This is a genomic window from Gammaproteobacteria bacterium, from assembly GCA_036381015.1.
Taxonomy (GTDB): Bacteria; Pseudomonadota; Gammaproteobacteria; order Steroidobacterales; family Rariloculaceae; genus ZC4RG20.
Map to the genome: position 1 here is coordinate 1 of DASVDR010000028.1, position 25,493 is coordinate 25,493.

22 protein-coding genes and 1 riboswitch are annotated in these 25,493 nt (G+C 69.3%); of the genes, 16 read left to right on the top strand and 6 right to left on the bottom strand.

The window, feature by feature from the left end; translation table 11 throughout:
• Both VF329_10150 and VF329_10155 read left to right on the top strand, forming a co-directional pair.
• A partial coding sequence (locus tag VF329_10150; protein ID HEX7081365.1) for a PQQ-dependent sugar dehydrogenase occupies nucleotides 1–2,201 on the top strand: 2,201 nt, incomplete at its 5' end.
• A gap of 43 nt (nucleotides 2,202–2,244) precedes the next feature.
• Nucleotides 2,245–3,924 carry a glutamine--tRNA ligase/YqeY domain fusion protein gene (locus tag VF329_10155; GenBank protein ID HEX7081366.1) on the top strand — a complete coding sequence of 560 codons (1,680 nt, stop codon included), beginning with the start codon at nucleotides 2,245–2,247 and terminating at the stop codon, nucleotides 3,922–3,924.
• 33 nt (nucleotides 3,925–3,957) lie between these two features.
• Here VF329_10155 and VF329_10160 read toward each other — a convergent pair whose 3' ends face one another.
• Together VF329_10160 and VF329_10165 are read right to left on the bottom strand one after the other, a co-directional pair.
• The gene (locus VF329_10160; GenBank protein HEX7081367.1) at nucleotides 3,958–5,301 is read right to left on the bottom strand and encodes an FAD-binding oxidoreductase; all 1,344 of its coding nucleotides are present in this window, start codon (nucleotides 5,299–5,301) and stop codon (nucleotides 3,958–3,960) included.
• A 92-nt stretch (nucleotides 5,302–5,393) separates the two neighbouring features.
• Entirely contained in the window at nucleotides 5,394–6,674 is a 1,281-nt protein-coding gene (locus VF329_10165) for a cyclopropane-fatty-acyl-phospholipid synthase family protein (protein HEX7081368.1), read from the bottom strand.
• Nucleotides 6,675–6,966: 292 nt separating this feature from the next.
• Here VF329_10165 and moaA point away from each other — a divergent pair, with 292 nt between their 5' ends.
• From moaA to VF329_10185, 4 genes are read left to right on the top strand one after another with little or no spacing between them, the layout of a single operon-like run.
• Entirely contained in the window at nucleotides 6,967–8,013 is a 1,047-nt protein-coding gene (gene moaA / locus VF329_10170; GenBank protein HEX7081369.1) for a GTP 3',8-cyclase MoaA, read from the top strand.
• The gene (moaC, locus tag VF329_10175) at nucleotides 8,013–8,498 is read left to right on the top strand and encodes a cyclic pyranopterin monophosphate synthase MoaC (protein HEX7081370.1); all 486 of its coding nucleotides are present in this window, start codon (nucleotides 8,013–8,015) and stop codon (nucleotides 8,496–8,498) included. The genes moaA and moaC overlap by 1 nt, the downstream gene beginning before the upstream one ends.
• Nucleotides 8,495–8,737, top strand: a complete 243-nt coding sequence (locus tag VF329_10180; GenBank protein ID HEX7081371.1) for a MoaD/ThiS family protein — start codon at nucleotides 8,495–8,497, stop codon at nucleotides 8,735–8,737. Before moaC ends, VF329_10180 begins: the two co-directional genes overlap by 4 nt.
• A gap of 34 nt (nucleotides 8,738–8,771) precedes the next feature.
• Nucleotides 8,772–9,236 (top strand): molybdenum cofactor biosynthesis protein MoaE, encoded by a 465-nt coding sequence (locus tag VF329_10185; protein HEX7081372.1) that lies wholly within the window; start codon nucleotides 8,772–8,774, stop codon nucleotides 9,234–9,236.
• Between the two features lie 39 nt (nucleotides 9,237–9,275).
• Here the strand turns inward: VF329_10185 and VF329_10190 are convergent, their stop codons facing one another.
• On the bottom strand, nucleotides 9,276–9,902 hold the full coding sequence (locus tag VF329_10190) for a nucleotidyltransferase family protein (protein ID HEX7081373.1): 627 nt from the start codon (nucleotides 9,900–9,902) through the stop codon (nucleotides 9,276–9,278).
• Between VF329_10190 and rimI the strand changes: the two genes are divergently transcribed.
• The 10 genes from rimI (at nucleotide 9,901) to VF329_10240 (ending at nucleotide 19,191) form a co-directional block, all read left to right on the top strand.
• Entirely contained in the window at nucleotides 9,901–10,398 is a 498-nt protein-coding gene (rimI, locus tag VF329_10195; protein HEX7081374.1) for a ribosomal protein S18-alanine N-acetyltransferase, read from the top strand. The genes VF329_10190 and rimI overlap by 2 nt on opposite strands.
• A gap of 10 nt (nucleotides 10,399–10,408) precedes the next feature.
• Nucleotides 10,409–10,930 carry a molybdenum cofactor biosynthesis protein B gene (gene moaB / locus VF329_10200; protein HEX7081375.1) on the top strand — a complete coding sequence of 174 codons (522 nt, stop codon included), beginning with the start codon at nucleotides 10,409–10,411 and terminating at the stop codon, nucleotides 10,928–10,930.
• 44 nt (nucleotides 10,931–10,974) lie between these two features.
• Nucleotides 10,975–11,089, top strand: a riboswitch (TPP riboswitch).
• A 98-nt stretch (nucleotides 11,090–11,187) separates the two neighbouring features.
• Complete coding sequence (locus tag VF329_10205) at nucleotides 11,188–13,290, top strand: TonB-dependent receptor (protein HEX7081376.1); 2,103 nt, start codon at nucleotides 11,188–11,190, stop codon at nucleotides 13,288–13,290.
• A 14-nt stretch (nucleotides 13,291–13,304) separates the two neighbouring features.
• On the top strand, nucleotides 13,305–13,583 hold the full coding sequence (locus VF329_10210; protein ID HEX7081377.1) for a YkoF family thiamine/hydroxymethylpyrimidine-binding protein: 279 nt from the start codon (nucleotides 13,305–13,307) through the stop codon (nucleotides 13,581–13,583).
• Between the two features lie 8 nt (nucleotides 13,584–13,591).
• Complete coding sequence (gene pnuC, locus VF329_10215; GenBank protein HEX7081378.1) at nucleotides 13,592–14,185, top strand: nicotinamide riboside transporter PnuC; 594 nt, start codon at nucleotides 13,592–13,594, stop codon at nucleotides 14,183–14,185.
• On the top strand, nucleotides 14,182–15,072 hold the full coding sequence (locus tag VF329_10220; GenBank protein HEX7081379.1) for a choline kinase family protein: 891 nt from the start codon (nucleotides 14,182–14,184) through the stop codon (nucleotides 15,070–15,072). The genes pnuC and VF329_10220 overlap by 4 nt, the downstream gene beginning before the upstream one ends.
• A gap of 178 nt (nucleotides 15,073–15,250) precedes the next feature.
• Entirely contained in the window at nucleotides 15,251–16,129 is an 879-nt protein-coding gene (locus tag VF329_10225; protein HEX7081380.1) for an NAD(P)-dependent oxidoreductase, read from the top strand.
• A complete protein-coding gene (locus VF329_10230; GenBank protein HEX7081381.1) occupies nucleotides 16,126–16,287 on the top strand; it encodes a hypothetical protein in 162 nt (53 codons plus the stop codon). The genes VF329_10225 and VF329_10230 overlap by 4 nt, the downstream gene beginning before the upstream one ends.
• A 10-nt stretch (nucleotides 16,288–16,297) precedes the next feature.
• Nucleotides 16,298–17,161: an acyl-CoA thioesterase II gene (gene tesB / locus VF329_10235; protein HEX7081382.1), complete on the top strand. Its 864-nt coding sequence runs from the start codon at nucleotides 16,298–16,300 to the stop codon at nucleotides 17,159–17,161.
• A 107-nt stretch (nucleotides 17,162–17,268) separates the two neighbouring features.
• Nucleotides 17,269–19,191 carry a pyrroloquinoline quinone-dependent dehydrogenase gene (locus tag VF329_10240; protein ID HEX7081383.1) on the top strand — a complete coding sequence of 641 codons (1,923 nt, stop codon included), beginning with the start codon at nucleotides 17,269–17,271 and terminating at the stop codon, nucleotides 19,189–19,191.
• Between the two features lie 43 nt (nucleotides 19,192–19,234).
• Here VF329_10240 and VF329_10245 read toward each other — a convergent pair whose 3' ends face one another.
• The 3 genes from VF329_10245 to VF329_10255 all read right to left on the bottom strand — a co-directional run bounded on the left by VF329_10245 (nucleotide 19,235) and on the right by VF329_10255 (nucleotide 25,437).
• Nucleotides 19,235–19,756, bottom strand: coding sequence for a gamma carbonic anhydrase family protein (locus VF329_10245; protein ID HEX7081384.1), 522 nt, complete (start codon nucleotides 19,754–19,756; stop codon nucleotides 19,235–19,237).
• 2 nt (nucleotides 19,757–19,758) lie between these two features.
• Entirely contained in the window at nucleotides 19,759–20,535 is a 777-nt protein-coding gene (gene gpmA / locus VF329_10250; protein HEX7081385.1) for a 2,3-diphosphoglycerate-dependent phosphoglycerate mutase, read from the bottom strand.
• 99 nt (nucleotides 20,536–20,634) lie between these two features.
• The gene (locus VF329_10255; GenBank protein HEX7081386.1) at nucleotides 20,635–25,437 is read right to left on the bottom strand and encodes an NAD-glutamate dehydrogenase; all 4,803 of its coding nucleotides are present in this window, start codon (nucleotides 25,435–25,437) and stop codon (nucleotides 20,635–20,637) included.
• Between the last annotated feature and the right edge of the window lie 56 nt (nucleotides 25,438–25,493).

Sequence of the window (25,493 nt, forward strand, 5' to 3'; positions counted from 1 at the left end):
TTCTTTGCGCCGCGGTCTGCGCCGCGGCCGCGGCGGCCGGCTGCGGGGGATCCTCGTCCGACGACCGGAGTCCGACGCCCGGCCCGCCGCCGCCGACCGCCGGGCTCGATGCGCGCCCGGTCAACCTCACGTGCGTCGCACCGTCCGCGCCGGCCGCAGGGTCGCCGGAGATCGCACTCGAGGAAGCGTTTCCGCACGTCGGCTTCACGCAGCCGCTCGCGATGATCCAAGCGCCCGGTGACGACTCGCGCTGGTTCGTGCTCGAGAAGCCCGGCCGCGTTCTCGTCATCGATAACGACCCGAACGTCACCGCTGCCGAGACCGTTCTCGACGTCGATGCGTTCTTGGATGTCAACGACGCATCCGAGGGCGGCCTGCTCGGCATGGCGTTCGACCCCGCCTTCGCCGAGAACGGCACCGTGTATCTGTCGTTCACCGAAGGCACGCCGATGGTCTCCGTGGTCAAGCGCTTCACGAGCCCGGACGGCACGACGCTCGATCCCGCGGCCGAGGACGTGCTCCGCGTGAATCAGCCCTTCGAGAATCACAACGGCGGCCAGATCGGGTTCGGGCCGGACGGATACCTGTACATCGGCCTCGGCGACGGCGGCTCCGGCGGAGATCCGCAAGGGCATGCGCAGAACACGAAAGACCTTCTCGGCTCGATGCTGCGGATCGACGTCGCGGGCGACGCGCCGTACGAGATCCCGGCGGACAATCCGTTCGCGGGCAATCCGACGTGTGGGCCGGATCCGAACGTCCCGGCCGCCGCGGACTGCCCGGAGATCTACGCGTGGGGCTTGCGCAACCCGTGGCGCTGGAGCTTCGACGCCGACACCGGAGCACTTTGGGTCGGCGACGTCGGCCAGGGCACGCGCGAGGAAATCGACGTGGTCGAGCGCGGCGGCAACTACGGATGGAATTGCCGCGAGGGCCGGATCGCGTATCCCGGCACACACTCTCCGGCATGCGCCGACGCGACGGGGCTCATCGATCCGGTGCACGATTATCCGCGCAGCGAGGGAACCTCCGTCACCGGCGGCTACGTCTATCGCGGCACGGCGATCCCGGCGCTCGTCGGAAGCTACGTGTTCGGCGATTACGGAAGCGGTCGGATCTGGCGGCTCGCCGGCGACGGCGCGGGGGGCTACACGGCCGAGCTTCTGCTCGACACGAACCTCGCGATCTCGTCGTTCGCCGAGGGGCTCGACCGGGAGCTCTATGTCGTCGACCTCGTTGGCGGCGGGCTCTACCGGATCGTCGCGGCCGGCGACCGGCCTTCCGGCTCGCCGGTTCCGGAAAGCCTGTCGGCCACGGGCTGCGTCGACTCCGCCGACCCGGCGCGGCCCGCCGCGGGATTGATTCCGTACGACGTCGCCGCACCCTTCTGGTCGGACGGCGCCGACAAGGAGCGCTGGCTCGCGGTCCCCGACGGCACGACGATCGCGGTCGGCGCGGACGGCGACTTCGCGTTCCCGGAGGGCGCGGTGCTGATGAAGCACTTCCGGCTCGACGGCCGTCTCGTCGAGACTCGCCTCCTGATGCACCATCCGCGGGCGGGCTGGGCCGGCTACAGCTATCGCTGGAACGACGCGCAGACCGATGCGACGCTCGTCGAAGGCGGGGCCGTCGCAGAGATCGGCGGCAGGCAGTGGATTTTCCCGTCCTCGGACGACTGCCTCGCGTGCCATACGAGCGCCGCCGGGTTCACGCTGGGGCTCGAGACGGCGCAGCTCGACAATGATTTCACGTATCCCGCTACCGGCCGCACCGCGAACCAGCTCGAGACGCTCGATGCCATCGCGCTCTTCGCCTCGCCGCTCGCGCCGAGCAGCGGCGAGGCGCTCGCAGACCCCTACGACGCGGCCGCCCCGCTCGACGCCCGCGCTCGCGCGTACCTCCACACGAACTGCGCGCAGTGCCACCGGGAGGGCGGCCTGGCGCCGGTCGCGCTGGACCTGAGGTACGACGTCCGGCTCGCCGAGACCGGCGCGTGCGATGCCCTGCCGCAAGCCGGCGACCTCGGGCTCGGCGCCGGTGCACGCATCATCGCCCCCGGCGAGCCGGAACGCTCGGTGCTGCTCGGCCGGCTCGAGCGGCGGGACGCCTACGCGATGCCGCCGCTCGCGAGCAACGTCGTCGACGCCGAAGGCGCCGCGCTGATTCGCGAGTGGATTGCATCGCTCGCCGGTTGCGGCTGAGCGGCGCAACGCTCGCTCCCGCCCATCGACTACAATCGCCGGAATGGATACCGAACGTGCCGCAGGAGCGGATTTCATCCGGCAGATCGTCGCTGCCGACGTCGCGAGCGGGAAGCACGGCGGCCGCGTGCAGACGCGTTTTCCGCCCGAGCCGAACGGCTATCTCCACATCGGCCACGCGAAGGCCATTTGCCTCGATTTCGGCATCGCCGAGGAGTTCGGCGGCAAGTGCTACCTGCGCTTCGACGACACGAACCCCGGCAGGGAGGATCCGGAGTTCGTCGAGGCGATCAAGCGCGACGTGCGCTGGCTCGGGTTCGACTGGGAAGACCGGCTGACCCATGCCTCCGATTACTTTCCGCAGCTCTACGAGCTCGCGCTGCAGCTGATTCGCGACGGCAAGGCGTACGTCGACCACCTGACGGCCGAGGAGATCCGTGCCTACCGCGGGACGCTCACGGAGCCGGGCCGCAACAGCCCGTACCGCGACCGTTCCGTCGAGGAGAATCTTCGCCTTTTCGAGGCGATGCGCCGCGGCGAGCTCGACGAGGGCGAGTGCGTGCTGCGCGCGAAGATCGACATGGCGTCGCCGAACATCAACCTGCGTGATCCCACGCTCTACCGCATCCGCAAGGTGCCCCACCAGCGCACCGGCGATGCGTGGTGCATCTATCCGATGTACGACTTCGCGCATACGCTGTCGGATGCGCTCGAAGGGACGACGCATTCGCTGTGCTCGCTCGAGTTCGAGGATCATCGCCCGCTCTACGAGTGGTTCCTCGAGAACCTGCCGGTGCCTCACCGCCCGCAGCAGATCGAGTTCTCGCGGCTGAACCTCATGTTCACGCAGATGAGCAAGCGGCGCCTGCGCCAGCTCGTCGAGGAAGGCCGTGTGGAGGGCTGGGACGATCCGCGGATGCCGACGCTCTCCGCGATGCGGCGGCGCGGCTACACGCCGCAGGCGATCCGCGACTTCATTCGCCGCACCGGCGTGACCAAGAAGGAGCACGTGATCGAGCTCGGCCTGCTCGAGAGCTCGGTCCGCGACGACCTGAACGAGCGCGCGCCGCGCCGATTCGCGGTGCTCGATCCGTTGCGGCTCACGATCGAGAACTATCCCGAGGATCGCGAGGAATGGCTCGACGCGGCGAACCATCCGAACCGCCCCGAGCTCGGCTCGCGCAAGGTGCCGTTCTCGCGCGACATCCTGATCGAGCGATCCGATTTCATGGAGGATCCGCCGAAGAAGTTCTACCGCCTGAAGCCGGGCGGCGAGGTGCGTCTGCGATACGGCTACATCGTGAAGTGCGAGGACGTCGTCAAGGACGAGGCCGGCAACGTCGTCGAGGTGCGCTGCAGCTATGATCCGGCCACGCGCAGCGGCTCGGGCGATGCCACGCGCAAGGTTCAGGGCACGATTCACTGGGTGTCCGCGCGGCATGCGGCCCGGGTCGAGGCGCGGCTCTACGATCGGCTGTTCGCCGTGCCGTATCCGGAAGGCGAGGACCTCGACCGCGAGCTGAATCCGGCGTCGCTCGAGATCGTCGAAGCGGCAGTCGAGCCCGCGCTCGGCGATGCCGCGGCCGAGGAGCACTTTCAGTTCGAGCGTCTCGGCTACTTCTTCGTCGACCCGGTCCTGTCCGCGCCCGGGCGTCCGGTGTTCAACCGCACGGTCACGCTGCGCGACAGCTGGGCGAAGATCGAGCAGGCGGCGGCCCGCTGACCGGGCGCGACACGCGGCGGCGGGAGGCGCAGCTCACGCGGGCGCGAGCACGACTTTCTCGTAGAGCGTGCGCGCCTTGCCTTCGGGATCGTATTTCGCCTTCAGCTCGCGGTAGGCCGCGCCGTTGTAGCGCGCGTCGAACTCCTCGCGGGTCATGAACGACGACGAGTAGAGCATCTTCAGGCCGCCGAGCTCGAAGCACTGGCGGTCCATGATCTTCGTGTAGTAGTACCGTTCCCGGCCGGGCGGCCGGCGCGCTTGCAGATAGCAGCCCAGATTGAAATAGAGCGTATCGGGCTCGATCGGGTAGAGCGTGGGGCTGCGCGGCGTCTTGATCGGCACCGCGGCCCACGGCCGCCCGTCGAGGCGCACTTCGCGAAGCGCGAACTCGAGCAGCGCCTCCGCCCGGTCCCACGGCACCTCCCAGTCCTGGATCAACGGCTCCGTGTCGGGCTCGGAAGCCCTGGGAATGCGCCGTGCGAGGCTCTCCTTCAGCGCGACGTAACGGGTATAGAAGCTCGAGTTGCGATAACGAGCCGGCGCGTAACGGCGGAACAGCCGATAGGCGATGCCGTCCGGGAGGTTCCAGAACCACTCGGGGTCGTAGCGGAAGATGTAGTCGCGCGTCGTGAGATAAACGTCGTCGCGCTCCTGCACGAGCTTGTAGAACACATGGCGGCGCAGAATGTCGTCGACGTGCGGCGTCCGCTCCGCGAAGCGCCCCGTCATCAGCAGGTACCGCCCGTCCTCGAAAACGAGACCCTCCACGAAGTCGATGTCGGGCGTCTCCGCAGCCCTCCGCATCGCATCGAGATACGCGGCCGCGGCGCCGAAGCGCTCGACGTGCAAATGCACGTACGGCCGGGCGGGATGCAGCGCGATTCGCGCGCGCAGGATGTAGCCGAGGGTCCCGTACGAATTGGGCAGCGCGCGGAACAGATCCGCGTGCTCGTTCGACGGGCTCGCCGTGACGATGCGCCCGCCGGGCAGCAGCACGTCGGCTTCGAGCAGGCCGTCGTGCACGAAGCCGTAACGGAAGCACGTGCTTTCGATGCCGATCCCGACCGTTGCCCCGCCCACGGTGATGTGCTTCAGCTCCGGGGCCACGAGCGGCAGGAAGCCGTGCTCGAGCGTGCAGTCGACGACGGTCTCGTAGGTCGTCAAGCCTTCGACGTCGGCCGTGCGGGCATCCTGATCGACTACGATCACTCGATTGAACTCGCCGAGCGCCAGCCGGCGCGGCGCGGCCTCGCGCGGGCGATAGCGGAACAGGTTCGAGATCGTCGACTTCGCGAGCTGCAGCTGCCCCGGCGCGTCGCGCCATGCGCTCTCGAGCCGTGCCTTCTTCCGCTCGTACTCGAAAAAGGTGTCAGGCACGATTTTCCCGGAAAAGGTGTCTCACACGATTTTTGAGGCTGTCGCGCACGGCGCTCCTTTCGCGGCAAAAGGGGCCGCCCCCCTTCTTTCCGCTACTCCGCGGTCTCGTAGACGTGCGCGCGGGTGTGCGGCACGTCGTTCATTCCGGAGCGTGCGAACACCACCTGGAAGAGCTGAAGCTTGCCGCGCACGAAGGCCATGATCGAGCCCGCGAGGTACAGGCGCCAGGCCCGCACGAAGGTCTCGTCGAACATCGCCCGTACCTGGTCGACGTTCGCCTCGTAGCGCTCGAGCCAGTGCCGCAGCGTTTGCGCGTAGTGCAGGCGAATGTTCTCGACGTCGAGCACCGACAAGCCGTTCGGCTCGAAGATGTCCATCATCTGGCGCAGGGTCGGAGGGTAGGCGCCGGGGAAGATGCGTTTGTCGATCCAGGGATTCAACCGCTCGGGGCGATCGCGGCCAATGCTGTGGATCAGCCCGCGGCCTTCCGGAGTGATCAAATCGCCGATCAGCTTGCCGAGGGCCCGGTAGTTGCCCGGCCCGACGTGCTCGAGCATGCCGATCGAGACGAACACGTCATAGCGGCTTCCGACGCCGGCCGCGTTGCGATAGTCGTCCTCGACGAACTCGACGGCCTCCGAAAGGCCCTCGCGCTTCGCCCATTCGGTCGCGTGCGCGACCTGCTCGCGCGAGATGTTGAAGCTGCGGACACGCGCGCCGTAGTGCTTCGCCATGAACAGCGCGAACCCGCCCCAGCCGCTGCCGGCCTCGATGACACGCTCGCCCGCCCGCAGGCGCAGCTTGCGGCACACGTGATGCATCTTCGCCTGCTGCGCCTCCTCGATCGTCATCGCCGGATCGGCGTAGTAGGCGCAGGTGTACTGGAGCGCGTCGCGGTCGAGCCAGAGACGGTAGAAGTCGTTGCCGATGTCGTAATGGTGATGGATGTTGCGACGCGACTCGGAGAGATCGGGCGCGAGCCGGCGGCCCCGCTCGACCCACGCCGCGCGGGCACTCTCGTCGGCGTAGCGGTACGCGTGCTCGAGGAACGCGAGCAGATCCCCGCGGAGCTCGACGCGCCCGGCGCTGTAGAGGTCGCCGAAATGGAGCTCGGGATTGATCAGGAGCTGCCAGAGCGCCTTACGATCCGCGATGCGCACGGTGATCGTTCCGTCCGCGGGTGCGCCGGCCTCGAGCGGCGGCGTATCCCAGAGCAGGACCCGGATCGGCGTGTCGCCGAGCCTCGCGGTCACCTGCGCGAGAAGCCAGCGGTCGAATCCGCTCGGGCCGTTACCCGCGCGGGCGCGCACGGTCGAATCCGCTCCGTACCCGGCATTCGGGACGCCGAGGGGCTCCAGGCGACTCCTGTTCATCTTGATTTTCGCTCGTTCTCCGCTGCAGCACGCCGGGCGAGGCGGCCGGACGGCCGACGAGGCGGCGGAGCCGAGCGCTTTCGGCGATCCCCGAGAAGCGGGCTTGCTCGCGCTTGTCGACAGGTTCCGAGCCGGCAGGCCCGCGGGTATTGTGCCATGGGCGATTCGAGACTTGAAATTACCGTGCGACGCAGGTCGTTGAAGTCGCAGCGGTTCCGGCGCCGCCGGCCTGACGCGGACCGGCACCGCCGTGGCCGGTGGGTTAAGATAGCGCACCGAAAGGAGTCGATCGATGAGCAGCAGCGTAAAGCCATGGCAAGGGGAAGGCGCGGTCCGCGACCGCCTGAACCGGCCCGTGCGCGATCTACGCATCTCCGTCATCGATCGCTGCAACTTCCGCTGTCCGTACTGCATGCCGGCCGAGATCTACGGCAAGGGGCATCGATTCCTGCCGCGCTCGCACTGGCTCACGCCCGGCGAGATCAAGCGGGTGGCCGGCCTGTTTCTGCAGCTCGGCGTCACGAAGCTGCGCTTGACCGGCGGTGAGCCGCTGCTGCGCCGCGACATCGTCGAGATCGTCGCCGCGCTCGCGACGCTGCCGGGCGTCGACGACCTGGCGCTGACGACGAACGGCACGCGGCTGAAGGAGCAGGCGAAGGCGCTCCGGGCCGCAGGCTTGAAGCGCGTGACGGTCAGCCTCGACAGCCTCGACGACGCCGTCTTCCGCGTGATGAACGGCAACCGCGGAGGCGTCGCCACCGTGCTCGCCGCAATCGAGGCTGCGCTCGCCGAAGGCTTCTCGCCCGTCAAGATCAACGTGATGGTCCAGCGGGGCAAGAACGAGGAGGGCGTCCTCGACCTCGTGGAGCGCTTCCGCGGCACCGGCGTGATCGTGCGCTTCATCGAGTACATGGACGTCGGCACCCTGAACGGCTGGCGCGCGGAGGACGTCGTATCGTCGAAGGAGCTGCTCGAACGGATCGCGGCCCGCTGGCCGGTCGAGCCGCTCGACAAGAACTACCGCGGGGAGGTCGCCACGCGGTATGCGTTCACGGACGGCGGCGGCGAGATCGGCTTCATCTCGTCCGTCAGCGAGCCGTTCTGCGGGGATTGCCATCGCGCGCGGCTGTCGGCGGAGGGGAGGCTCTATACGTGCCTCTTCGCGGCGCACGGCACCGACTTGCGCGCTCCGCTGCGCGCCGGCGCGAGCGATGCGGAGCTGATCGGGCTGCTGCAGAACGTCTGGCGTGCGCGCGCCGACCGCTACAGCGAGCTGCGCGCCGAGCTGCGCCGCTCCGGCGACCGCGCTCGCGTCGAGATGTACAGGATGGGCGGCTGATGCTGACGCACGTCGACACCGCGGACCGGCCGACGATGGTCGACGTCGGCGACAAGGCCGTCACGCGGCGCACGGCGGAAGCGCGCGCGATCGTTGTCTTTCCGCCCGATGCCGGCGTCGCGGCCGGCGAAACGCTCCGCACGAAGAAGGGCCCGGTGTTCGACACCGCGATCGTCGCGGGCGTGATGGCCGCGAAGAGGACCCACGAGCTGATTCCGTTCTGCCACCCGATCGCGCTCGAGGATTGCAAGATCTCGATCGGCTGGAGCGATGCCGGCGAAATCGTCGTGAGCTGCGCCGTGCGGGCCACGCACAAGACCGGCGTCGAGATGGAGGCGCTTACCGGCGCCGCGGCGGCCGCGCTCACGATCTACGACATGTGCAAAGCGCTGACGCACGGCATCCGGATTCGCGAGGTCGCGCTCGTCTCGAAGACGGGCGGCAAGCGCGACTATCGGATCGGCGCCGAGGAGAAGGGGAAGTGATCGACGTCACCGCACGCTATTTCGCCGCGTTTCGCGACAAGGCGGGCGCCGAGGCCGAGAGCGTGTCGACGCGGGCGCGCACGGCCGGCGAGCTCTTCGGCGAGCTTGCGGCTCGCCATGGGTTCGTGGACGCGCGCGGGCGCTGCAAGGTCGCGATCAACGACGAGCTCAGGGATTGGGACGCGGAGCTGGCCGACGGCGACACGGTGCTCTTCTTCCCGCCCGTCGCCGGCGGCTGACGGGCGCCGGTCCGCCGCCGCTCCGAGGAAGGCGATGACCTTCGAGATCCGCCACGATCCGATCGATCCGGAGAGCCTCAAGCGGCGACTCGAGCACCGAAGCGCGGGCGCATGCGCCACGTTCGAAGGCTGGGTTCGCGATCATAACGAAGGCGAGGCGGTCACCGCGCTCGAGTACGAGGCATACGAGCCGGTCGCGGTCGCCGAGGGCCGCGAGATCCTCGCCGAGGCCATGCGCCGATTCGACGTCATCGCGGCGCACGCCGAGCATCGCGTCGGCGTGCTCGCGATCGGCGATTGCGCGGTCTGGGTCGGCGTCACCGCCGCGCACCGCGGTGCGGCCTTCGACGCGTGCCGGTTCATCATCGACGAGATCAAGCAGCGCGTGCCGATCTGGAAGAAAGAGCACTACGCCGACGGCGCGAGCGGCTGGGTGAACTGCGCCACGGGCGCCCCGCGGGGCGAGGCGCGCCCGCCGCGGAGCGGAAAAGGTGTCTGACACCTTTTGCAGCGCGGAAAAGGTGTCTGACACCTTTTTTTAGCGGGCGAGCGCGCCTTCATGGCGGCCCGACGCGAGGCGGGCGAGATCCTCGGGCGTGTCGACATCGAAAGCCGCTTCCGGCAGGTCGACTTCCGTGACGCGCGGCGCGCGCTCGAGCAGCCGCCGGGCACCGACGTCGCCGGAGAGCGCGCGGAGCTCCGCCCACGCGCGCCGCGGGATGATTGCGGGCACGCCCAGCCTCCCGGCATAGCGCGCCGCCGCGGCTTGCGACGGCCTCCGGCGCCACGCCTCGATCAGCCGCGCGAGGCTCCCGGCATCGACGAGCGGCTGGTCCGCGAGCATGAAGAGGACCGCGCGGGCGTCACGCGGGACCGCGGTCAGGGCTCGCCGCAGCGACGTCGCGAGCCCGTCCGCCCAGCGCGCGTTGCCGACGACGACGGCCCGCGGGTGCGAGCGCGCGAGCAGCGCCCGGACCCGCAGGGCATCCGCCCCGACGACGACGACCGGGGGCAGGCCCGCGGCTTCCGCCGCGTCCGCCGCACGCCGTACGAGCGCGCGCCCGCGATGCCGCACGAGCTGCTTCGGGGCGCCGAGCCGCGAGGAGCCGCCGGCCGCGAGGATCACGCAAACCAACCCGTCGGTGCGCCGTGTCGCCCGAGCCATGTTGGCACTATACTCGGGCTCGATGAACATCCGCCTGGGCCTTGCGAGACACGACGACGCGGCCGCGATCGCCGAGATGTCGCGCCTGCTGATCGAGCACGGGCTGCCGTGGTCGTGGACCGAAGCCCGCGTCGCCCGCTACATCAAGCATCCCGAATGCTGCGTGGTCGTCGCGCGTGACCGAGGGCGCATCGCCGGCTTCGCGATCATGGAGTTTCTGGATCGCGACGCGCACTTGAGCCTGCTCGCGGTGCGGCCCGGATACCAGATGCGCGGCGTGGGCCGGCGTCTCCTCGAATGGCTCGAGTCCTCCGCCCGCACGGCCGGCATCTTTCTCGTCCGTCTGGAGCTGCGGGCCGGCAACGACGCGGCGCGCACGTTCTACTCGAAGGTCGGATATCGCGAGGCCGGCTGGCGCCGCGCGTATTACTGCGGGCGCGAGGACGCGCTCCTGATGACGCACGATCTGACGGTCCAGCCGACGTCGAACGCGTAACCCGGGTTCGATGGCGGAGAGCGACGCAACCTTCGTTCCGCTCCGTATCGCGCTCCTGACGGTGTCGGATACGCGCACGCAGGCGACCGACACGTCGGGCAAGCTGCTCGCGGAGCGCGCCGCCTCCGCCGGGCATCAGGTGGTCGCGACCCGGATCGTCCGCGACGACATCTACGCGATCCGCGCCGCCGTGTCCGCGTGGATCGCCGATCCCGGCATCGACGTCGTCGTCACGACGGGCGGCACCGGCGTCACCGGGCGCGACGGCACGCCGGAGGCGGTCGCCGTGCTGCTCGACAAGGAGATCGAAGGCTTCGGCGAGATGTTCCGAATGGTGTCGTACGAGGAGATCGGCACGTCGAGCCTGCAGTCGCGTTGCCTCGCGGGTGTCGCGAACGGCACGTTCGTCTTTTGTCTGCCCGGCTCCTCCCACGCGTGCGCGACCGGCTGGGACAAGATTCTCGCCGCGCAGCTCGACCGTCGCACGCGGCCGTGCAATTTCGCCGAGCTGCTGCCCCGGCTGAAGGAGTGAGCGCGCTTCCGCGCGCTCCGGCCTTTGCTATCATTGTGGGCGTTTCGTCATCCGAGGGGTGGTCGCGGAAGCGGCCTGAGAAGCCGGCTCGATTCGCCGGCTAACCCTTTGAACCTGATCCGGTTAGTGCCGGCGTAGGGACTGGAAGAATTCTCCTCATCCCCGATCGCGCTACACGCCGGATCTCGCCGTCAAGGAGATCCGCCATGCACGTTTCCGTCGCCGCCGCTGGGCCTTGCGCGAGGCCTGCGCGTTCGGTGCTCCCGCTCGCCGCCCTCGCGGCGCTCGCGCCCGGTGCACCCGCGCATGCCCAAGGCGATCAGCTCGAAGAAATCGTCGTCACGGCCGAGTTCCGCGAGACCGACGCCCTCGATCTGCCGAGGAGCGTCACCGTCCTCGATGCGGACACGCTCGAGTCGGCGACCGTCCAGCATTTCGAGGAGCTCACGCTGCTCGTGCCGAACCTGAACTGGTCGGGCGAGGGCTCGCGCGCGCGCTATTTTCAGCTCCGCGGGATCGGCGAGCTCGAGCAGTACGAGGGCGCGCCGAATCCTTCGGTCGGCTTCTTGATCGACGACATCGACTTCTCCTCGCTCGGCGGCGTCGCGACGCTGTTCGACGTCGACCGGGTCGAGGTGCTGCGCGGCCCGCAGGGCACGCGCTACGGCGCGAACGCGATCGGCGGCCTCGTCTACATGCGCTCCGCGGAGCCGACGGAGACGCTCTCGGCGGACTTCGAGCTGACGGGCGGCACCGACGGCACGGCGGCGCTCGGCGCCGCGGTCGGCGGACCCATCGGCGACGCCGCCGGCTACCGTGTCTCGGTCCATCAATACGAGAGCAACGGCTTCCGTAAGAACGTGTTTCTCGACCGCGACGACACGTACCGCCGCGACGAGCTCTCGACCCGCGCGAAATTCACATGGGCGCCCGGCGAGCGCGTCGACGTGGAGGCCACGGCGCTCTATCTCGACATGGATAACGGCTACGATGCGTGGGCGATTGACAACGGATTCAACGTCTATTCCGATCACCCGGGACGCGACGCGCAGCGCTCCGCGGCCGCATCGGTCCGCGTGCAGGCCGACCTCCCGCGCTTCGATCTCGTCAGCATCACCGGCTTGAACGACACCGACGCGACGTTCAGCTTCGATGCGGACTGGGGCAATCCCGAGCTCTGGGCGCCCGTCGTCTACGACTTCTTCACCGAGATCGACCGGCGCCGCGATACCTTCAATCAGGAGGTGCGGCTCCTGTCCGAGCCCGGCGCCGTCGCGAACGGGCGCGGCGACTGGCTCGTCGGCGTCTACCTGCTCGAGCTCGACGAGTCGAACGACCGGAGCGACGCCGGCATCCTCGACGACGACGCCTTCTGCGACCCGTGTCTGCTCGATCAGCCGGCCGAAACCGACTACGACGCCGAGAACGTCGCGCTGTTCGGCCAGCTCGACTTTGCGCTGACCGATCGTTTGGACTTGACGGCGGGCCTGCGGTGGGAGCGCCGGACCGCGGACTACACCGATACCTACGGCAATTTCTTCTCGCCGGAGGATCGGATGATCGGCGGCGAGCTCGCGCTCTCGTGGCGCATCACGGGCGGATGGATGACTTACGCGCGGCTCGCGCGCGGCTACAAGGCGGGCGGGTTCAACGTGTCGTTCGCCGGCGTCGATTTCGACGAGGTCGACAACGTCACGCCGGAGCAGATCGAGTTCGACCCGGAAGCGCTGTTGAGCCTCGAGGCGGGCGTGAAGGGCGAGTGGCTCGACGGGCGCCTGCGGGTCGACGCCGGCGTGTTCGAGGCGCGCCGCGACGATCAGCAGATCAAGATACCGATGCAGCTGCGCCTCGGCGACCCCTCGTCGTTCCTGTTTCTGACCGAGAATGCCGAGGAGGGGCGCCACCGCGGCGTCGAGGCGAGCCTCGAGTGGCTCGCCACCGATCGGGTCGACGTCTTCGCATCGCTCGGCTTCCTCGACACCGAGATCGTCGAGTTTTCCGTGTTCCCGGCGCTCGAGGGCCGTGAGCAGGCGCATGCGCCGAACCGCAGCTACACCGTCGGCTTCGATTACGAGAACGGCAACGGGTGGTTCGGACGCTTGGCGGTCAGCGGCCGGGACGACTTCTACTTCGATTACGGGCACGATCAGAAATCCGAGGACTATGCGCTCGTGAATCTGCGGGTCGGCCGCGAGTGGGGCCCGTGGAAGGCGACGCTCTGGGCGCGGAACGTTCTCGACGAGGAATACGCCGTGCGCGGATTCTTCTTCGGCAACGAGCCGCCGGACTTTCCGAACGAGCTCTACATCCGGCTCGGCGACCCGCGCCACGTCGGACTGACGCTCGAGTACAGGCTCTGACCGGGAGGCGTAACGTGAGAATCAGCGTGGAGCTCAGCCTTTATCCGATGGGCGGCGATACGATCGATCAGATCGTGGAGTTCATCGAGGACGTGATCGACGACGAGCGCTTCGAGTCCGCCGTCAATCAGATGAGCACGCAGCTCTCGGGCGAGCTCGAGGACGTGATGCGCGTGGTCACGGCCGCGATGCGGAAATCGTTCACTACCGGCGCGAAGAAGGTGCTGGTCGCGAAGTTCCTGAACATCGACTTGCCGGTCGGCGAGCCTCCGCCGCTCCCCGGCTTGCGCTGACCGCCGCCGTGTCCGCGCTCGAGGCGGCCGCGGTCGTGCTTGCGGTGCTGTACCTGGTGCTCGTGATCCGCGAGAGCGCGTGGTGCTGGCCGGCCGCATTCGTCGGAACCCTGCTGTCCCTCGTCGTGTTCCTCGACGCGAAGCTCTACATGGAATCGGCGTTGCAGGTCTTCTACGCCGCGATGGCCGTGTACGGCGCGTACCAGTGGCTGTACGGCGGAGATCAAGGCAAAGGCGTCGCGATCTGCGTATGGCCCTGGCGGCGCCACGCGGCCGTCATCGCGGCGATCCTCGTCCTGACGGCCGCCTCCGGCGCCGTGCTTCGGGCCCGCACCGACGCCGCGATGCCGTTCCTCGATTCGTTCACGACGATCGGGGCGCTGTTCACGACGTACATGGTCGCGAAGAAGGTGCTCGAGAACTGGATCTACTGGTTCGTCATCGACAGCGTGTCGATCTACCTGTACGTCTCGCGGGAGCTGTTCCTGTTTGCCGCGCTCTTCGTCGGCTACCTCGTGCTGATCGTCATCGGCTTTCGGGCCTGGATCCGGCAGCGTGAGGGCGAGCGCGCGGCGGTCGAGATTCCGAGTGGCGGTTATTGAATATTGAAGACGAAGTGCGCGCCGGGGTGCTGCGTGCGCTGCGCGATGTCTTGGCCGACTCGGGTTTCGACGCGATCCGCGCTCGGCACGAGCTTCGGCTGGAGCCGCTCGACGGCGGGATCGGACGGCGGACGTACCTCGCGTCCGCGGGCGAACGGGCTTGGGTCGTTCGGGCGGGCGTCGACGGCACCGGCGGCGCGCTCGACCTCGCGGTCGAGAGCGCGATCATGTCCGAAGCCGCGGCGATCGGCGTCGCGCCGCCGGTCGTCGCGGCCGACGCGCGCGCGGGCCTCCTCGTCACCGAATACCGCGCGGGCGCGCGTCCGCTCGCGAGCGACGACCTGGGGCGGCCGGAGCGCGTGGAGGCGCTGGCGGCGCTGTTGCGGCGGCTGCACGCCATTCGTCCCGCGCTGCGTCCGTTCGATCCCGAAGGCTTCGCCGCGCAATACCTCGCGCCGCTCGAAGGGGCGGGCGATCTGAGCGGACGGCAGCGCCGGCTCGCGGCCGATCTGCGCGCGCTCGCGCGCGACTACCGTGCCCGCTATCCGTCGGTCGCGTTGTGCCACAACGATCTGATCGCGTCGAACGTCCTCGACGAGGACGGCAGGCTCTGGCTGATCGACTTCGAGTACGCGGTCACGGCGTCGCCGGTGCTCGACATCGCCGGGCTCGCCGCGATGAACGGCCGCTCGCGGGCGGAGGCGTGGGAGCTCGCCGAAGCGTACTACGCAGGCCGCGCCGTGCCGTTCACGCCGGCGGAGCTCGACAAGGTCGTGCGGCTGGTCGCGCTGACCGGCTACTTCTGGGCGCTCGCGGCGGCGCGGACGGTCGCCGATCCGGCGCCGTTCGAGCGGCTCGGCGAGCGCCTCGCCGGCAAATTCGACTGATCGAGCGCGGCGCGGCCCTCGTTCGCGGCGACCCCGCGGTGCGCCGGGCGAGACGGATCGCGCCGCCGATTCCCGGCCGACGTTCGGCCAGCGCGGACCGGACGACCGGGGCTTGCGATACCATGTGGCGCGTGCGCGGCGGTGGTCCGCCGCCGGCAACTCGGAGCGGATTCTCGGCATGACGGAACGTATCGCATTCATCGGGCTCGGCGTGATGGGCTTCCCCATGGCCGGATGGCTTCAACGCGCGGGCCACGACGTGGCCGTGTTCAACCGCACGGCCGAAAAGGCGCGACGCTGGGGCGCGCAGTATGGGGGGCGAGTCGCCGGCTCGATCGCGGATGCCGTCGACGGCGCCGACTTCGTCTTCACTTGCGTGGGCGACGACCCGGACGTGCGCGAGGTCGTGCTCGGGCCGGAGGGAGCGCTCGCCGGCATGAAGAAGCATGCGGTCTTCGTCGACCACACGACCGCCTCCGCGGACATCGCGCGGGAGATCGCCGCGGCCGGAGAAGCGCGCGGGGTCTTTTGCCTCGACGCGCCGGTCTCCGGGGGGCAGTCCGGCGCGGAGCAGGGCAAGCTCACCGTGATGGTCGGCGGCGAGAAGGCGCCGTTCGATCGGGCCGAGCCCCTGATCCGGAGCTATGCGCACAGCGTACGGCTGATCGGCCCGCCCGGGTCCGGGCAGCTCACGAAGATGGTCAACCAGATCGCGATCGCCGGCGTCGTGCAGGGGCTCGCGGAGGCGCTGAACTTCGCGCAGCGCGCGGGGCTCGACACGGCCGCGGTCGTCGACGTGATCTCGAAGGGCGCCGCGCAGTCTTGGCAGATGGAGAACCGCTGGCGGACGATGGTCGACCGCGAGTTCGAGTTCGGCTTCGCCGTCGAGTGGATGCGCAAGGACCTGCGCATCTGCCTGGACGAAGCGCGGCGCAACGGCGCGGAGCTGCCCGTCGCCGCGCTCGTCGACCAGTTCTACGCCGACGTCGTCGGCATGGGCGGTCGACGGTGGGACACCTCGAGCCTGATCGCCCGCCTGAACCGGAGCGGGCCGTGAGCGCCGTGTCCGTGCGCTCGGTGCCGGACCAGCATTCCGTGCATCGGGTGCGCGGCGCCGAACGTGCTGAATGCATGACCGGCACCGAAGGCATGCAGTGCATGTCCGGCAGTGAAGGCATGCAGTGCACGTCCGGCACCAACGCACGCAGTGCATGACGGGCGCGTGATGCAGGCGGTGCTCGCGGATCTGCTGCGGCTGCTCGAGCTCGAGCGGATCGAGGACAACCTGTTTCGCGGCGAGAGCCGCGACATCGGCAGCGACCGCGTGTTCGGCGGGCAGGTGCTCGGGCAGGCACTGGAGGCCGCGAGCCGCACGGTCGAGGGCCGGGACGTGCATTCGCTGCACGCCTATTTCCTCCGCCCCGGAGACGTGCACGCGCCGATCGTCTACGACGTGGACCGCGCTCGCGACGGCCGCAGCTTCAGCAACCGCCGCGTCGTCGCGATCCAGCACGGCCGGCCGATCTTCAACATGACCGCGTCGTTCCAAGTGCCGGAGGCCGGCATCGAGCATCAGGCGGACATGCCGAACGTGCCGGGGCCCGAAGGCCTCGCGGACTTGAGCCAGGTCCCGGCCGAGCTGCTCGAGCGGATTCCTGAGAAGATGCGCCGCTTCGTGATGAGGGCGCGGCCTTTCGAGCTTCGCCCCGTGGAGCCGATCCACGTCTTCTCGCCGGAGCCGGCTCCGCCGTTGCGGCATATCTGGGTCCGCACGATCGAGCGGCTGCCGGACGACCCGAGCCTGCACCGGACGCTCCTCGCTTACATTTCCGACTACCAGCTCGTCGCGACGGCAACCCTGCCGCACGGCATCCGCTTCGAGCACGGCAACGTGCAGATGGCGAGCCTCGACCACGCGATGTGGTTCCACCGCCCGTTCCGCGCCGACGAGTGGCTGCTCCATTCGATGCGCAGCCCGAACGCGTCGGGCGCGCGCGGACTCGCGTTCGGCCGGTTCTTCACGGCGGACGGCCGCCTCGTGGCCTCGACGGCTCAGGAGGGCCTGATCCGGATCTGGCCGAACGCCTGATCTCGCCTGCGGGTTATGGCGCGGGCCGAATCGCGCTACTCTTGGGCGACAAGAACGAACCGCGCCGGCCCGGTCGGACGCGGCGCGATTTCTGCGGGAGGTCCATCATGCGTCGACTGCGACGATCGTCGATCTGCGCCGCGCTGGCGGCGGCTCTGTCATCCGCGGCTCTCGCTCAGGGCGAGAAGACCGACGCCGGGCTCGTCGAGTGGCCGGTTTACGGCGGCAGCCTCGCCGCTCAGCATTACTCGCCGCTCGACCAGATCGACGCATCGAACGTCGGCGATCTGCGCGTCGAGTGGCGCTGGTACGCCGCGAATTTCGGACCGCGGCCGGAGGCGCGCAGCGAGACCACACCGCTGATGATCGGCGGCGTCCTTTACGCGACTGCCGGCGTCACGCGCAACGTCGTCGCGATCGACGCGGCCACGGGCCAGACGCTTTGGGTCTGGCGGCCGGACGAGGGCGAGCGCTTCGAGAAGGCGCCGCGGAAATCGTCAGGTAGAGGCGTCGCGTACTGGACCGACGGCGAAGGCGACGAGCGCATCTTCACCGTCACGCCGGGCTTTCACCTGGTCGCGCTCGATGCCCAGACCGGACTGCCGAAGCGCGAGTTCGGCGAGGCCGGGATCGTCGACATGAAGATCGGGCTGCGCGGTCCCGAGGACAACCTCGACATCGGCTCGTCGTCGCCGCCCCTCGTGATCGGCGACCTCGTCATCGTCGGGCCCGCGCACGGCGTCGGCGCGCGGCCGCGATCGAAGACCCAGGTCAAGGGCGACGTCCGCGCGTTCGACGCGCGCACCGGAAAGTTGGTCTGGACGTTTCACACGGTTCCCGAGCCCGGCGAGCTCGGATACGACACCTGGCTCGAAGGCTCCGCCGCGTATACCGGCAACGCGGGCGTCTGGGCGCCGATGGCGGCGGACCCCGAGCTCGGCATCGTGTATTTGCCCGTCGAAGCGCCGACGAGCGACATGTACGGCGGCGAGCGGCCCGGCGCGAACCTCTTCGGCAACAGCCTCGTCGCGCTCGACGCCGCCACCGGCCGACGCATCTGGCACCAGCAGCTGATCCACCACGACATCTGGGATTGGGACAACCCGACGTCGCCGATCCTGCTGGACGTCTCCGTCGGCGGCCGGGACGTCAAGGCCGTCGTGCAGCTGACGAAGCACGCATTCGCTTTCGCGTTCGACCGCGTGACCGGGGAGCCGTTGTGGCCGATCGAGGAGCGCCCGGTCCCGAAGTCCGACGTGCCGGGCGAGTGGACGTCGCCGACTCAGCCGTTCCCGACGAAGCCCGCCCCGTACGACCGGCAGGGCGTCAGCATCGACGACCTGATCGATTTCACGCCGGAGATCCGCGCCGCGGCGATCGAGTCGATCGAGGGGCTGCGCCTCGGCCCGATCTTCACGCCGCCGTCGCTCGCCGAGGCGCCGGACGGGACGCACGGCACGCTGATGCTGCCGAGCTTCGGCGGCGGCTCGAACTGGGAAGGCGGGGCCGCGGACCCGGAGACCGGGATCCTCTACGTCGGCTCGACGACGAACCCGGCCGTGCTTTCGGTGCGCGCCGAGCCCGACCTCACGGACATCAGCTACGTGTTCTCCGGAGGACAGGTGCCGAGCCCGCTCGATCTGCCGCTCGTCAAGCCGCCCTGGGGCCGTATCACCGCGATCGACATGAACACCGGCGAGCACCTCTGGATGGTGCCGAACGGGGATACGCCGGACGACGTGAAGAACAACCCGGCGCTCGAGGGGCTCGACATCCCGCCGACCGGCAAGCCGGCGCGGCCCGTCCTGCTCGTCACGAAGACGCTTCTCTTCGCCGGCGAAGGCTGGGGCGGCGATCCGGTCCTGCGCGCGTACGACAAGGCGACCGGGAAGATCGTCGCCGAGATCGAGCTGCCGGGGCAGGTCGGGAGCAAGCCGATGACTTACATGGTCGGCGGGCGGCAGTTCATCGTGCTGTCGGTCGGAAGACCGGGCCCGGCGGAGCTGATCGCGCTCGCGCTGCCGGAGTGACGCGGCGGACGACTCGCGCTCGCGCAGCGCGGCCGCGCGAGCGTCAGCGCGGCTTGAGCTCGCGGGCGTAGCGGCGGCCCATCTCGACGTAGTGCGCGGCGCTCGCCTCGAGCATGGCGACCTCGTCGTCCGTGACCTCCCGCACGCGTTTCGCCGGCACGCCGACGATCAGCGAACGGTCGGGGTACGACTTGCGCTCGGTGATCAGCGCGTTCGCGCCGACGATGCAGTAGCGGCCGAGCACCGCGTGGCTCAGGATCGTCGCGCCGATGCCGATCAAGCAGAAGTCGCCGACGCGGCAACCGTGCACGACGGCCGCATGGCCGATCGTGACGTTCGCGCCGATCTCCGCCGGTGCGTCGCCGTCGACGTGCACGACCGCCGTGTCTTGCACGTTCGTGCGGTCGCCGATCGTGATCGGCGCGCTGTCCCCGCGGAGAACGGCGCTGAACCAGACGCTGACGTCGCGGCCGAGCTGCACGCGGCCGATGACCGACGCGCTCGGCGCGACGAAGCACGCGTCGTCGGCCGTTGCCACTCGATGCTCGCCGAGGTCGTAGAGCATCTTCAGCCGCGCGGCGCCGCCGCTTGGTTCGCGACGGCTTCCGCGGCGGCGGCGATGGCCGCGGGATCGCCGAGGTATTCCGCGCGCGTCGGATTGAGCTCGGCGTCGAGCTCGTAGAGGCGCGGAACGCCGGTCGGGATGTTGAGGCCGACGATGTCCTGATCGGAGATGCCTTCGAGCATCTTCACGAGCGCGCGCAGGCTGTTGCCGTGCGCGGCGACGAGCACGTTGCGCCCGGCACGAAGCTCCGGAACGATGCGGTCCTCCCAGTACGGCTGCACGCGGTCGAGCGTCGACTTCAGCGACTCGGTGGACGGCACGGCGGACGGCGGAAGCCCTGCGTAGCGCGCGTCGTGCCGCGGGTGACGCGGGTCGTCGGGCGCGAGCGGCGGCGGCGGCACGTCGTAGCTGCGCCGCCAAATCTTGACCTGCTCCGCCCCGTGCTTCGCGGCCGTCTCGGCCTTGTCGAGCCCCTGGAGCGCGCCGTAGTGGCGCTCGTTCAGGCGCCAATGTCGCTCCACCGGGATCCACATGAGCTTCATCTCGTCCAGGATCAGCCAGAGCGTGCGGATCGCGCGCACGAGAACGGACGTGAACGCGATGTCGAAAACGATCCGCGCGTCCGCGAGCGTGCGGCCCGCGTCGCGCGCCTCACGAATGCCTTGCTCCGTGAGATCGACGTCGGTCCAGCCGGTGAAAAGGTTCTTCAGGTTCCAGTCGCTTTGGCCGTGGCGGACGAGCACGAGCTTGCCGAGCTCCGCCCGAGTTCGAGAATTCATGGCGCTATTGTTCGGGGTCGGAAGCCGCAATTCAACCGCGGGTGGGCGAGGGCGTGGACGCGAATCCCGCGCGGCGCGGACGCGGATGCCGCGCAATCGCTACTGCGTCAGCCGCTCGATCTGCCGCAGCGCTACCGAGAGCGTCGCGAAATCCGCGCCGGGACCGGCCCGCATCTCGTCGAGGACCGCCTGCACGGGCGCGATCCGCGCCGCAGAGTCCGCGAGCCATTCGGCGAGCGCCGCGCGCAGATCCTCCTCGCCGTGCGCGTCGAGGATTTGCGTCAGCACCGCGCGGTGCTCGCGAGCGAGGCGCTCGCGGAGATGCGCGCGCGCGAGGGCATGCCAGTGCCCGTCGACCTTCAGCGCCTCGATCTGCTCGCGCACCCAGTCGAGCCGCAGCTTGCGCCCGAGCTCGAAGTAGAGGCGCGCGAGCTCCTTCGGCTCGAGGCCGCGCTCGTCGGCGAGCTGCACGATCTCGAGCATCTGGGTCATCACCTGCAGCGAAGCGACTCGCTTTGCCACGGGGAGCGGCAAGCCCCATTGCTCGAATTGCTCGGCATCGCCGTCGAAGCGCCGCCCGGTGCCGCCGCCGAGAAGCCTCGGCAGCGACTCCGTGATGCGCGCGACGCCGGGGCGAAACCGCTCGACCATCGGCTCGATGTCGAGCTCTTCCGGGTAGCGCTGCAGAAGCCAGTACACCGCGCGACGCATCATCCGGCTGATCTGGAAGATCGTGTCGTACTGCACCGCGGCCGGAATCCGATAGTCGAGCGCCTCGATTTGCCGCCACAGACGGCGCACGTCGAATACCTCGCGCGCGATCGAGTACGCGCGCGCGACCTGCGCGGCGGTGGCGCCCACTTCCTGGCGGGCGCGGAGCACGAAGAACGGCCCCATTCGGTTGATCATGCTGCTCGAGATCAGCATCGCGACGATCTCGCGCCGCAGCCGATGCGTGCCGATCAGCTCGCCGAAGCGCTCCTGGATCAGCTGCGGAAAGTAGAGCATGACCTCGCGCGCGCAGTAGGGATCCTCCGGGATATCGCTCGCGATCAGCTCGGCCGTGAGCTCGATCTTCGCGTACGCGAGGATGACGGCGAGCTCGGGCCGCGTGAGCCCGAAGCCGCCGCGGCGGCGCGCCTCGAGCTCGTCGTCGGGGGGCAGGTGCTCGACGGCACGGTCGAGGTGCCCCTGCGTCTCGAGCATCCGGATCAGGCGAATGTGCTCGCCGAGGCGCTCTGCGCAGCGTGCTGCCGCGATCGACAGCGCCTGCGTCTGCCCGTAGTTGTTCGCGAGGACTCCGCGCGCGACGTCGTCCTTCATCGCCGCGAGCATCCGATTGCGCGCCGCTTTCGTGAGGCGGCCCGCGGCGACGGCGCCGTTCAGCAGGATCTTGATGTTGACCTCGCGGTCGGAGCAGTCGACGCCCCCGGAGTTGTCGATGAAGTCGGTGTTGATCCGGCCGCCGCGGAGCGCGTACTCGATGCGCCCGGGCTGTGTGAAGCCGAGATTTCCGCCTTCGCCGACGACCCGGCAGCGAAGCTCGTTGCCGTTCACGCGCAGCGCGTCGTTCGCCGGGTCGCCGGCGCTCGCGTGCGGCTCGTCGCTCGCCTTCACGTACGTGCCGATCCCGCCGTTCCAGAGAAGGTCGACGGGCGCCGTCAGCACGGCACGAATCAGCTCGGGAGGCGTGATCCTCGCGGCCTCGATGCCGAGCGCCTTTCGCGCGGCGGGATGCAGCTCGATCGACTTGCTCTGACGCGAGTAGACGCCTCCGCCCGGCGAGAGCTTGCTGCGGTCGTAATCGTCCCAGCTCGAGCCGGGCAGCTCGAACAGCCGCTTGCGCTCGGCGAAGCTCACGGCCGGATCGGGGTCGGGATCCACGAAGATGTGCCGGTGATCGAACGCGGCGACGAGCTTGATGTGCTCGGACTGCAGCATGCCGTTGCCGAAGACGTCGCCGGACATGTCGCCGATGCCGACGACCGTGAAATCCTCGCTCTGCACGTCGATGCCGAGCTCGCGGAAGTGGCGCTTCACCGATTCCCAGGCGCCCCGGGCGGTGATGCCCATTTTCTTGTGGTCGTAGCCGGCGGAGCCGCCGGACGCGAACGCGTCGCCGAGCCAGAAGCCGTACTCGGCGGCGAGCGCGTTCGCGATGTCGGAGAACGTCGCCGTGCCTTTGTCGGCGGCGACGACGAGATAAGGGTCGTCGCCATCGCGGCGGCGCACGCGCGGCGGCGTCACGATCGAATCGCCGACGATGTTGTCCGTGAGATCGAGGAGCCCGCGGATGAACGTTTGATAGCATGCGACGACCTCGCGCCGCACGGCGTCGCGGTCGCCTTCCGGCAAGCGCTTGCAGACGAAGCCGCCTTTCGCGCCGTTCGGCACGATCACGGCGTTCTTCACCTGCTGCGCCTTCATCAGGCCGAGGATCTCGGTGCGAAAGTCCTCCCGGCGGTCCGACCAGCGGATGCCGCCCCGCGCGATCCGGCTTGCGCGCAAGTGCACGCCCTCGACGCGTTGCGAGTACACGAAGATTTCGAACATCGGCCGCGGCCGCGGGAGCTCGGGGACTTTCGACGAGTCGAGCTTGAACGACAGATACGGCTTCCGCGCGCCGTTCGCTTCCTGGAAGAAATTCGTGCGCAGCGTCGCGCCGACCGTAGCCGCGAAAGCGCGCAGAATTCGGTCCTCGTCGAGGCTCGTGGTGCGGTTGATCTCGTCCGAGAGCGCCCGCTCGTGGCGGGCACACGCCTCGGCACGAGCTTCGGCTTCGACGTCCGGGTCGAACAATGCGTTGAAGAGGCCGACGAGCGCCGCGCAGAACGCGGGGTAGCGCGCGAGCACCTCCTGCATGTAAGCCTGGCTGAAACGCATGCCGGTTTGCGCGAGGTACTTGCCGTATGCACGAAGCAGGGCCGCCTCCCGCCAATCGAGGCCGGCGGCGACGACGAACGCGTTGAAGCGGTCGTTGTCGGCGTCGCCGGACAGCACGCGCGCGAAGCAGTCCTCGAAACGCGGGGCGACCGCGGCCGCGTCGACGGGCTTTCCGGAGGCGGTCTCGAGCTTGAAGTCCTGGATCCAGATCGGGCCGGCATCGAGACGTACGGCGTAGATGCCCTCGCCGAGGACGCGCAGGCCCATGTTCTCGAAGATCGGCAGCGCGACATAGAGCGGGATCGGCTCCCGCGGCGTGAACGTCCAGAACTCGAGCCCGGTTCCCGGGCCCTGCGGCTGGCGCAGCGTCATCTCGAGCGTGCTCGCGCCGTCCGCGATCCGCGCCACGCGATCGATGTCGTCGGCGGCGCGCTCCGGCGGCACCTCGTCCTGGTACGAAGCCGAGAAGTGGTCGGCGAAGCGGCCGGCCAGCTCGAGCGCCTCGTCCTCGGGCCGCGACGCCGCGAGCGCCTCGCGAAGCTTGTCCTGCCAGCTTCTGACCGCTTGCGCGATCTCGCGCTCGAGGGCCGTCATGTCCGGCGAGGTCGGCTTGCTCGGATCCGTCCGCACCGTCACGGCGAGGCGCGCCAGAGGCGACTCCGAGACCATCACGTCCGTCTCGGCCGACGTGCCGTCCAGTCCGCGCAGCAGAATCTGCTCGACGCGCTCCCGGGCGCGGCGGTTGTACTGGTCGCGCGGCAGGTAGACGAGGCACGAATAGAAGCGCCCGAAGGCGTCGCGCCGGTGGAAGAGCCGCACGCGCCGGCGCTCCTGAAGAGCGAGGATGCCGTTCGTGATCCGGCGAAGCTCCTCGATCGACGCTTGGAACAGGTCGTCGCGCGGAAACGTGTCGACGATGTGCTGGAGCATCTTGCCGCGGTGGCTGCGCGGATCGACGCCGGACTGCGCGATCAGCTGCCGCGCCTTGAGCCGCAGCAGCGGGATGTCGCGCGGAAGCTCGTTGTAAGCCGACGAGGTATAGAGGCCGAGGAAGCGGCGCTCGGCCGTCGGGCGTCCGCGCGTGTCGAAGACCTTCACGCTGACGTAGTCCATCGGCACCGGACGATGCACGCGCGAGCGCGCGTTCGTCTTCGTGATCACGAGGGGATCCGTGGATCGGGCCTCCTCGCGCGCGGGGCCGGTGAGGCGAGTGGGCTCGAGCGGGCGCCCGCCCTCGCGGAGAATCCCGAGGCCGGTGCCCGGGATCGCGTGCAGCAGGTCGGCGTTGCGGCCGCGCTCCAACCGATATTCGCGGTAGCCGAGCAGCGTGAAGTGATCGTCCCCGAGCCACGCGAGGAGCTCGCATGATTCGCGCTGCAGGTCGGGCGGCGGACCCTTCGCGGCCGCGAGCTCCTTCCTGGCCGCGTCGAGCCGCTCGAGCATCGGGCGCCAATCCTCGACCGCGCGGCGCACGTCGTGCAGTGTCGTTGCGAGCTCGTCCTCGATGCGGCGGAGCACACGGGTATCCGTGCACCGCGAAATCTCGATGTGGATGAAGGATTCGATCCGGGCGCGCGTCGCGATCTTCGGGCTCGCGATGTCGGTCAATACGCCGCGGCCGTTGCGCGTCACGGGCAGGAGCGGATGGATCGTGATGTGAATCGCGTGGCCGAGCGCGTCGAGCGTCATCGTCGTGGAGTCGACGAGAAACGGCATGTCGTCGTTGACCATCTGGACGATCGTGTGCGGCGACGTCCAGCCGTTCTTCTCGAGCGTGGGGTTGAAGGCGCGGATCTTCGGCGTGCCCGGCCGGCGCGTCCGCGCCCACCGGAGATGGTCGAGCGCCGCGGCCGCGAGCACTGCCGGCTCGGCGGTCAGGTCCTCGACGGCCACCTGCGCGTAGTACTGCCGGATGAAGCGCTTGGCGTCGCCCGGGAGCGTCTTGGCCGGCTCCATCCGGTCGGCGCTGGCCGCGACGGCATCCAAACGCTCCGCTTGTGTTCCGGTCTTGGCTCGCATCGTGACGGTTCCCGCCCTATTGTCGGTCGAGCGAACGCGAAAGCATATCCTTATGC

Excerpts from the sequence above, each read along its gene's own strand:
- rimI (HEX7081374.1), top strand. The coding sequence starts at position 9,901 with ATGTTGGCACTATACTCGGGCTCGATGAACATCCGCCTGGGCCTTGCG.
- moaA (HEX7081369.1), top strand. The coding sequence starts at position 6,967 with ATGAGCAGCAGCGTAAAGCCATGGCAAGGGGAAGGCGCGGTCCGCGAC.
- VF329_10255 (HEX7081386.1), bottom strand. The coding sequence starts at position 25,437 with ATGCGAGCCAAGACCGGAACACAAGCGGAGCGTTTGGATGCCGTCGCG.
- VF329_10185 (HEX7081372.1), top strand. The coding sequence starts at position 8,772 with ATGACCTTCGAGATCCGCCACGATCCGATCGATCCGGAGAGCCTCAAG.
- VF329_10240 (HEX7081383.1), top strand. The coding sequence starts at position 17,269 with ATGCGTCGACTGCGACGATCGTCGATCTGCGCCGCGCTGGCGGCGGCT.
- VF329_10190 (HEX7081373.1), bottom strand. The coding sequence starts at position 9,902 with ATGGCTCGGGCGACACGGCGCACCGACGGGTTGGTTTGCGTGATCCTC.
- VF329_10165 (HEX7081368.1), bottom strand. The coding sequence starts at position 6,674 with ATGAACAGGAGTCGCCTGGAGCCCCTCGGCGTCCCGAATGCCGGGTAC.
- moaC (HEX7081370.1), top strand. The coding sequence starts at position 8,013 with ATGCTGACGCACGTCGACACCGCGGACCGGCCGACGATGGTCGACGTC.
- gpmA (HEX7081385.1), bottom strand. The coding sequence starts at position 20,535 with ATGAATTCTCGAACTCGGGCGGAGCTCGGCAAGCTCGTGCTCGTCCGC.
- tesB (HEX7081382.1), top strand. The coding sequence starts at position 16,298 with ATGCAGGCGGTGCTCGCGGATCTGCTGCGGCTGCTCGAGCTCGAGCGG.
- VF329_10155 (HEX7081366.1), top strand. The coding sequence starts at position 2,245 with ATGGATACCGAACGTGCCGCAGGAGCGGATTTCATCCGGCAGATCGTC.
- VF329_10225 (HEX7081380.1), top strand. The coding sequence starts at position 15,251 with ATGACGGAACGTATCGCATTCATCGGGCTCGGCGTGATGGGCTTCCCC.
- moaB (HEX7081375.1), top strand. The coding sequence starts at position 10,409 with ATGGCGGAGAGCGACGCAACCTTCGTTCCGCTCCGTATCGCGCTCCTG.
- VF329_10245 (HEX7081384.1), bottom strand. The coding sequence starts at position 19,756 with ATGCTCTACGACCTCGGCGAGCATCGAGTGGCAACGGCCGACGACGCG.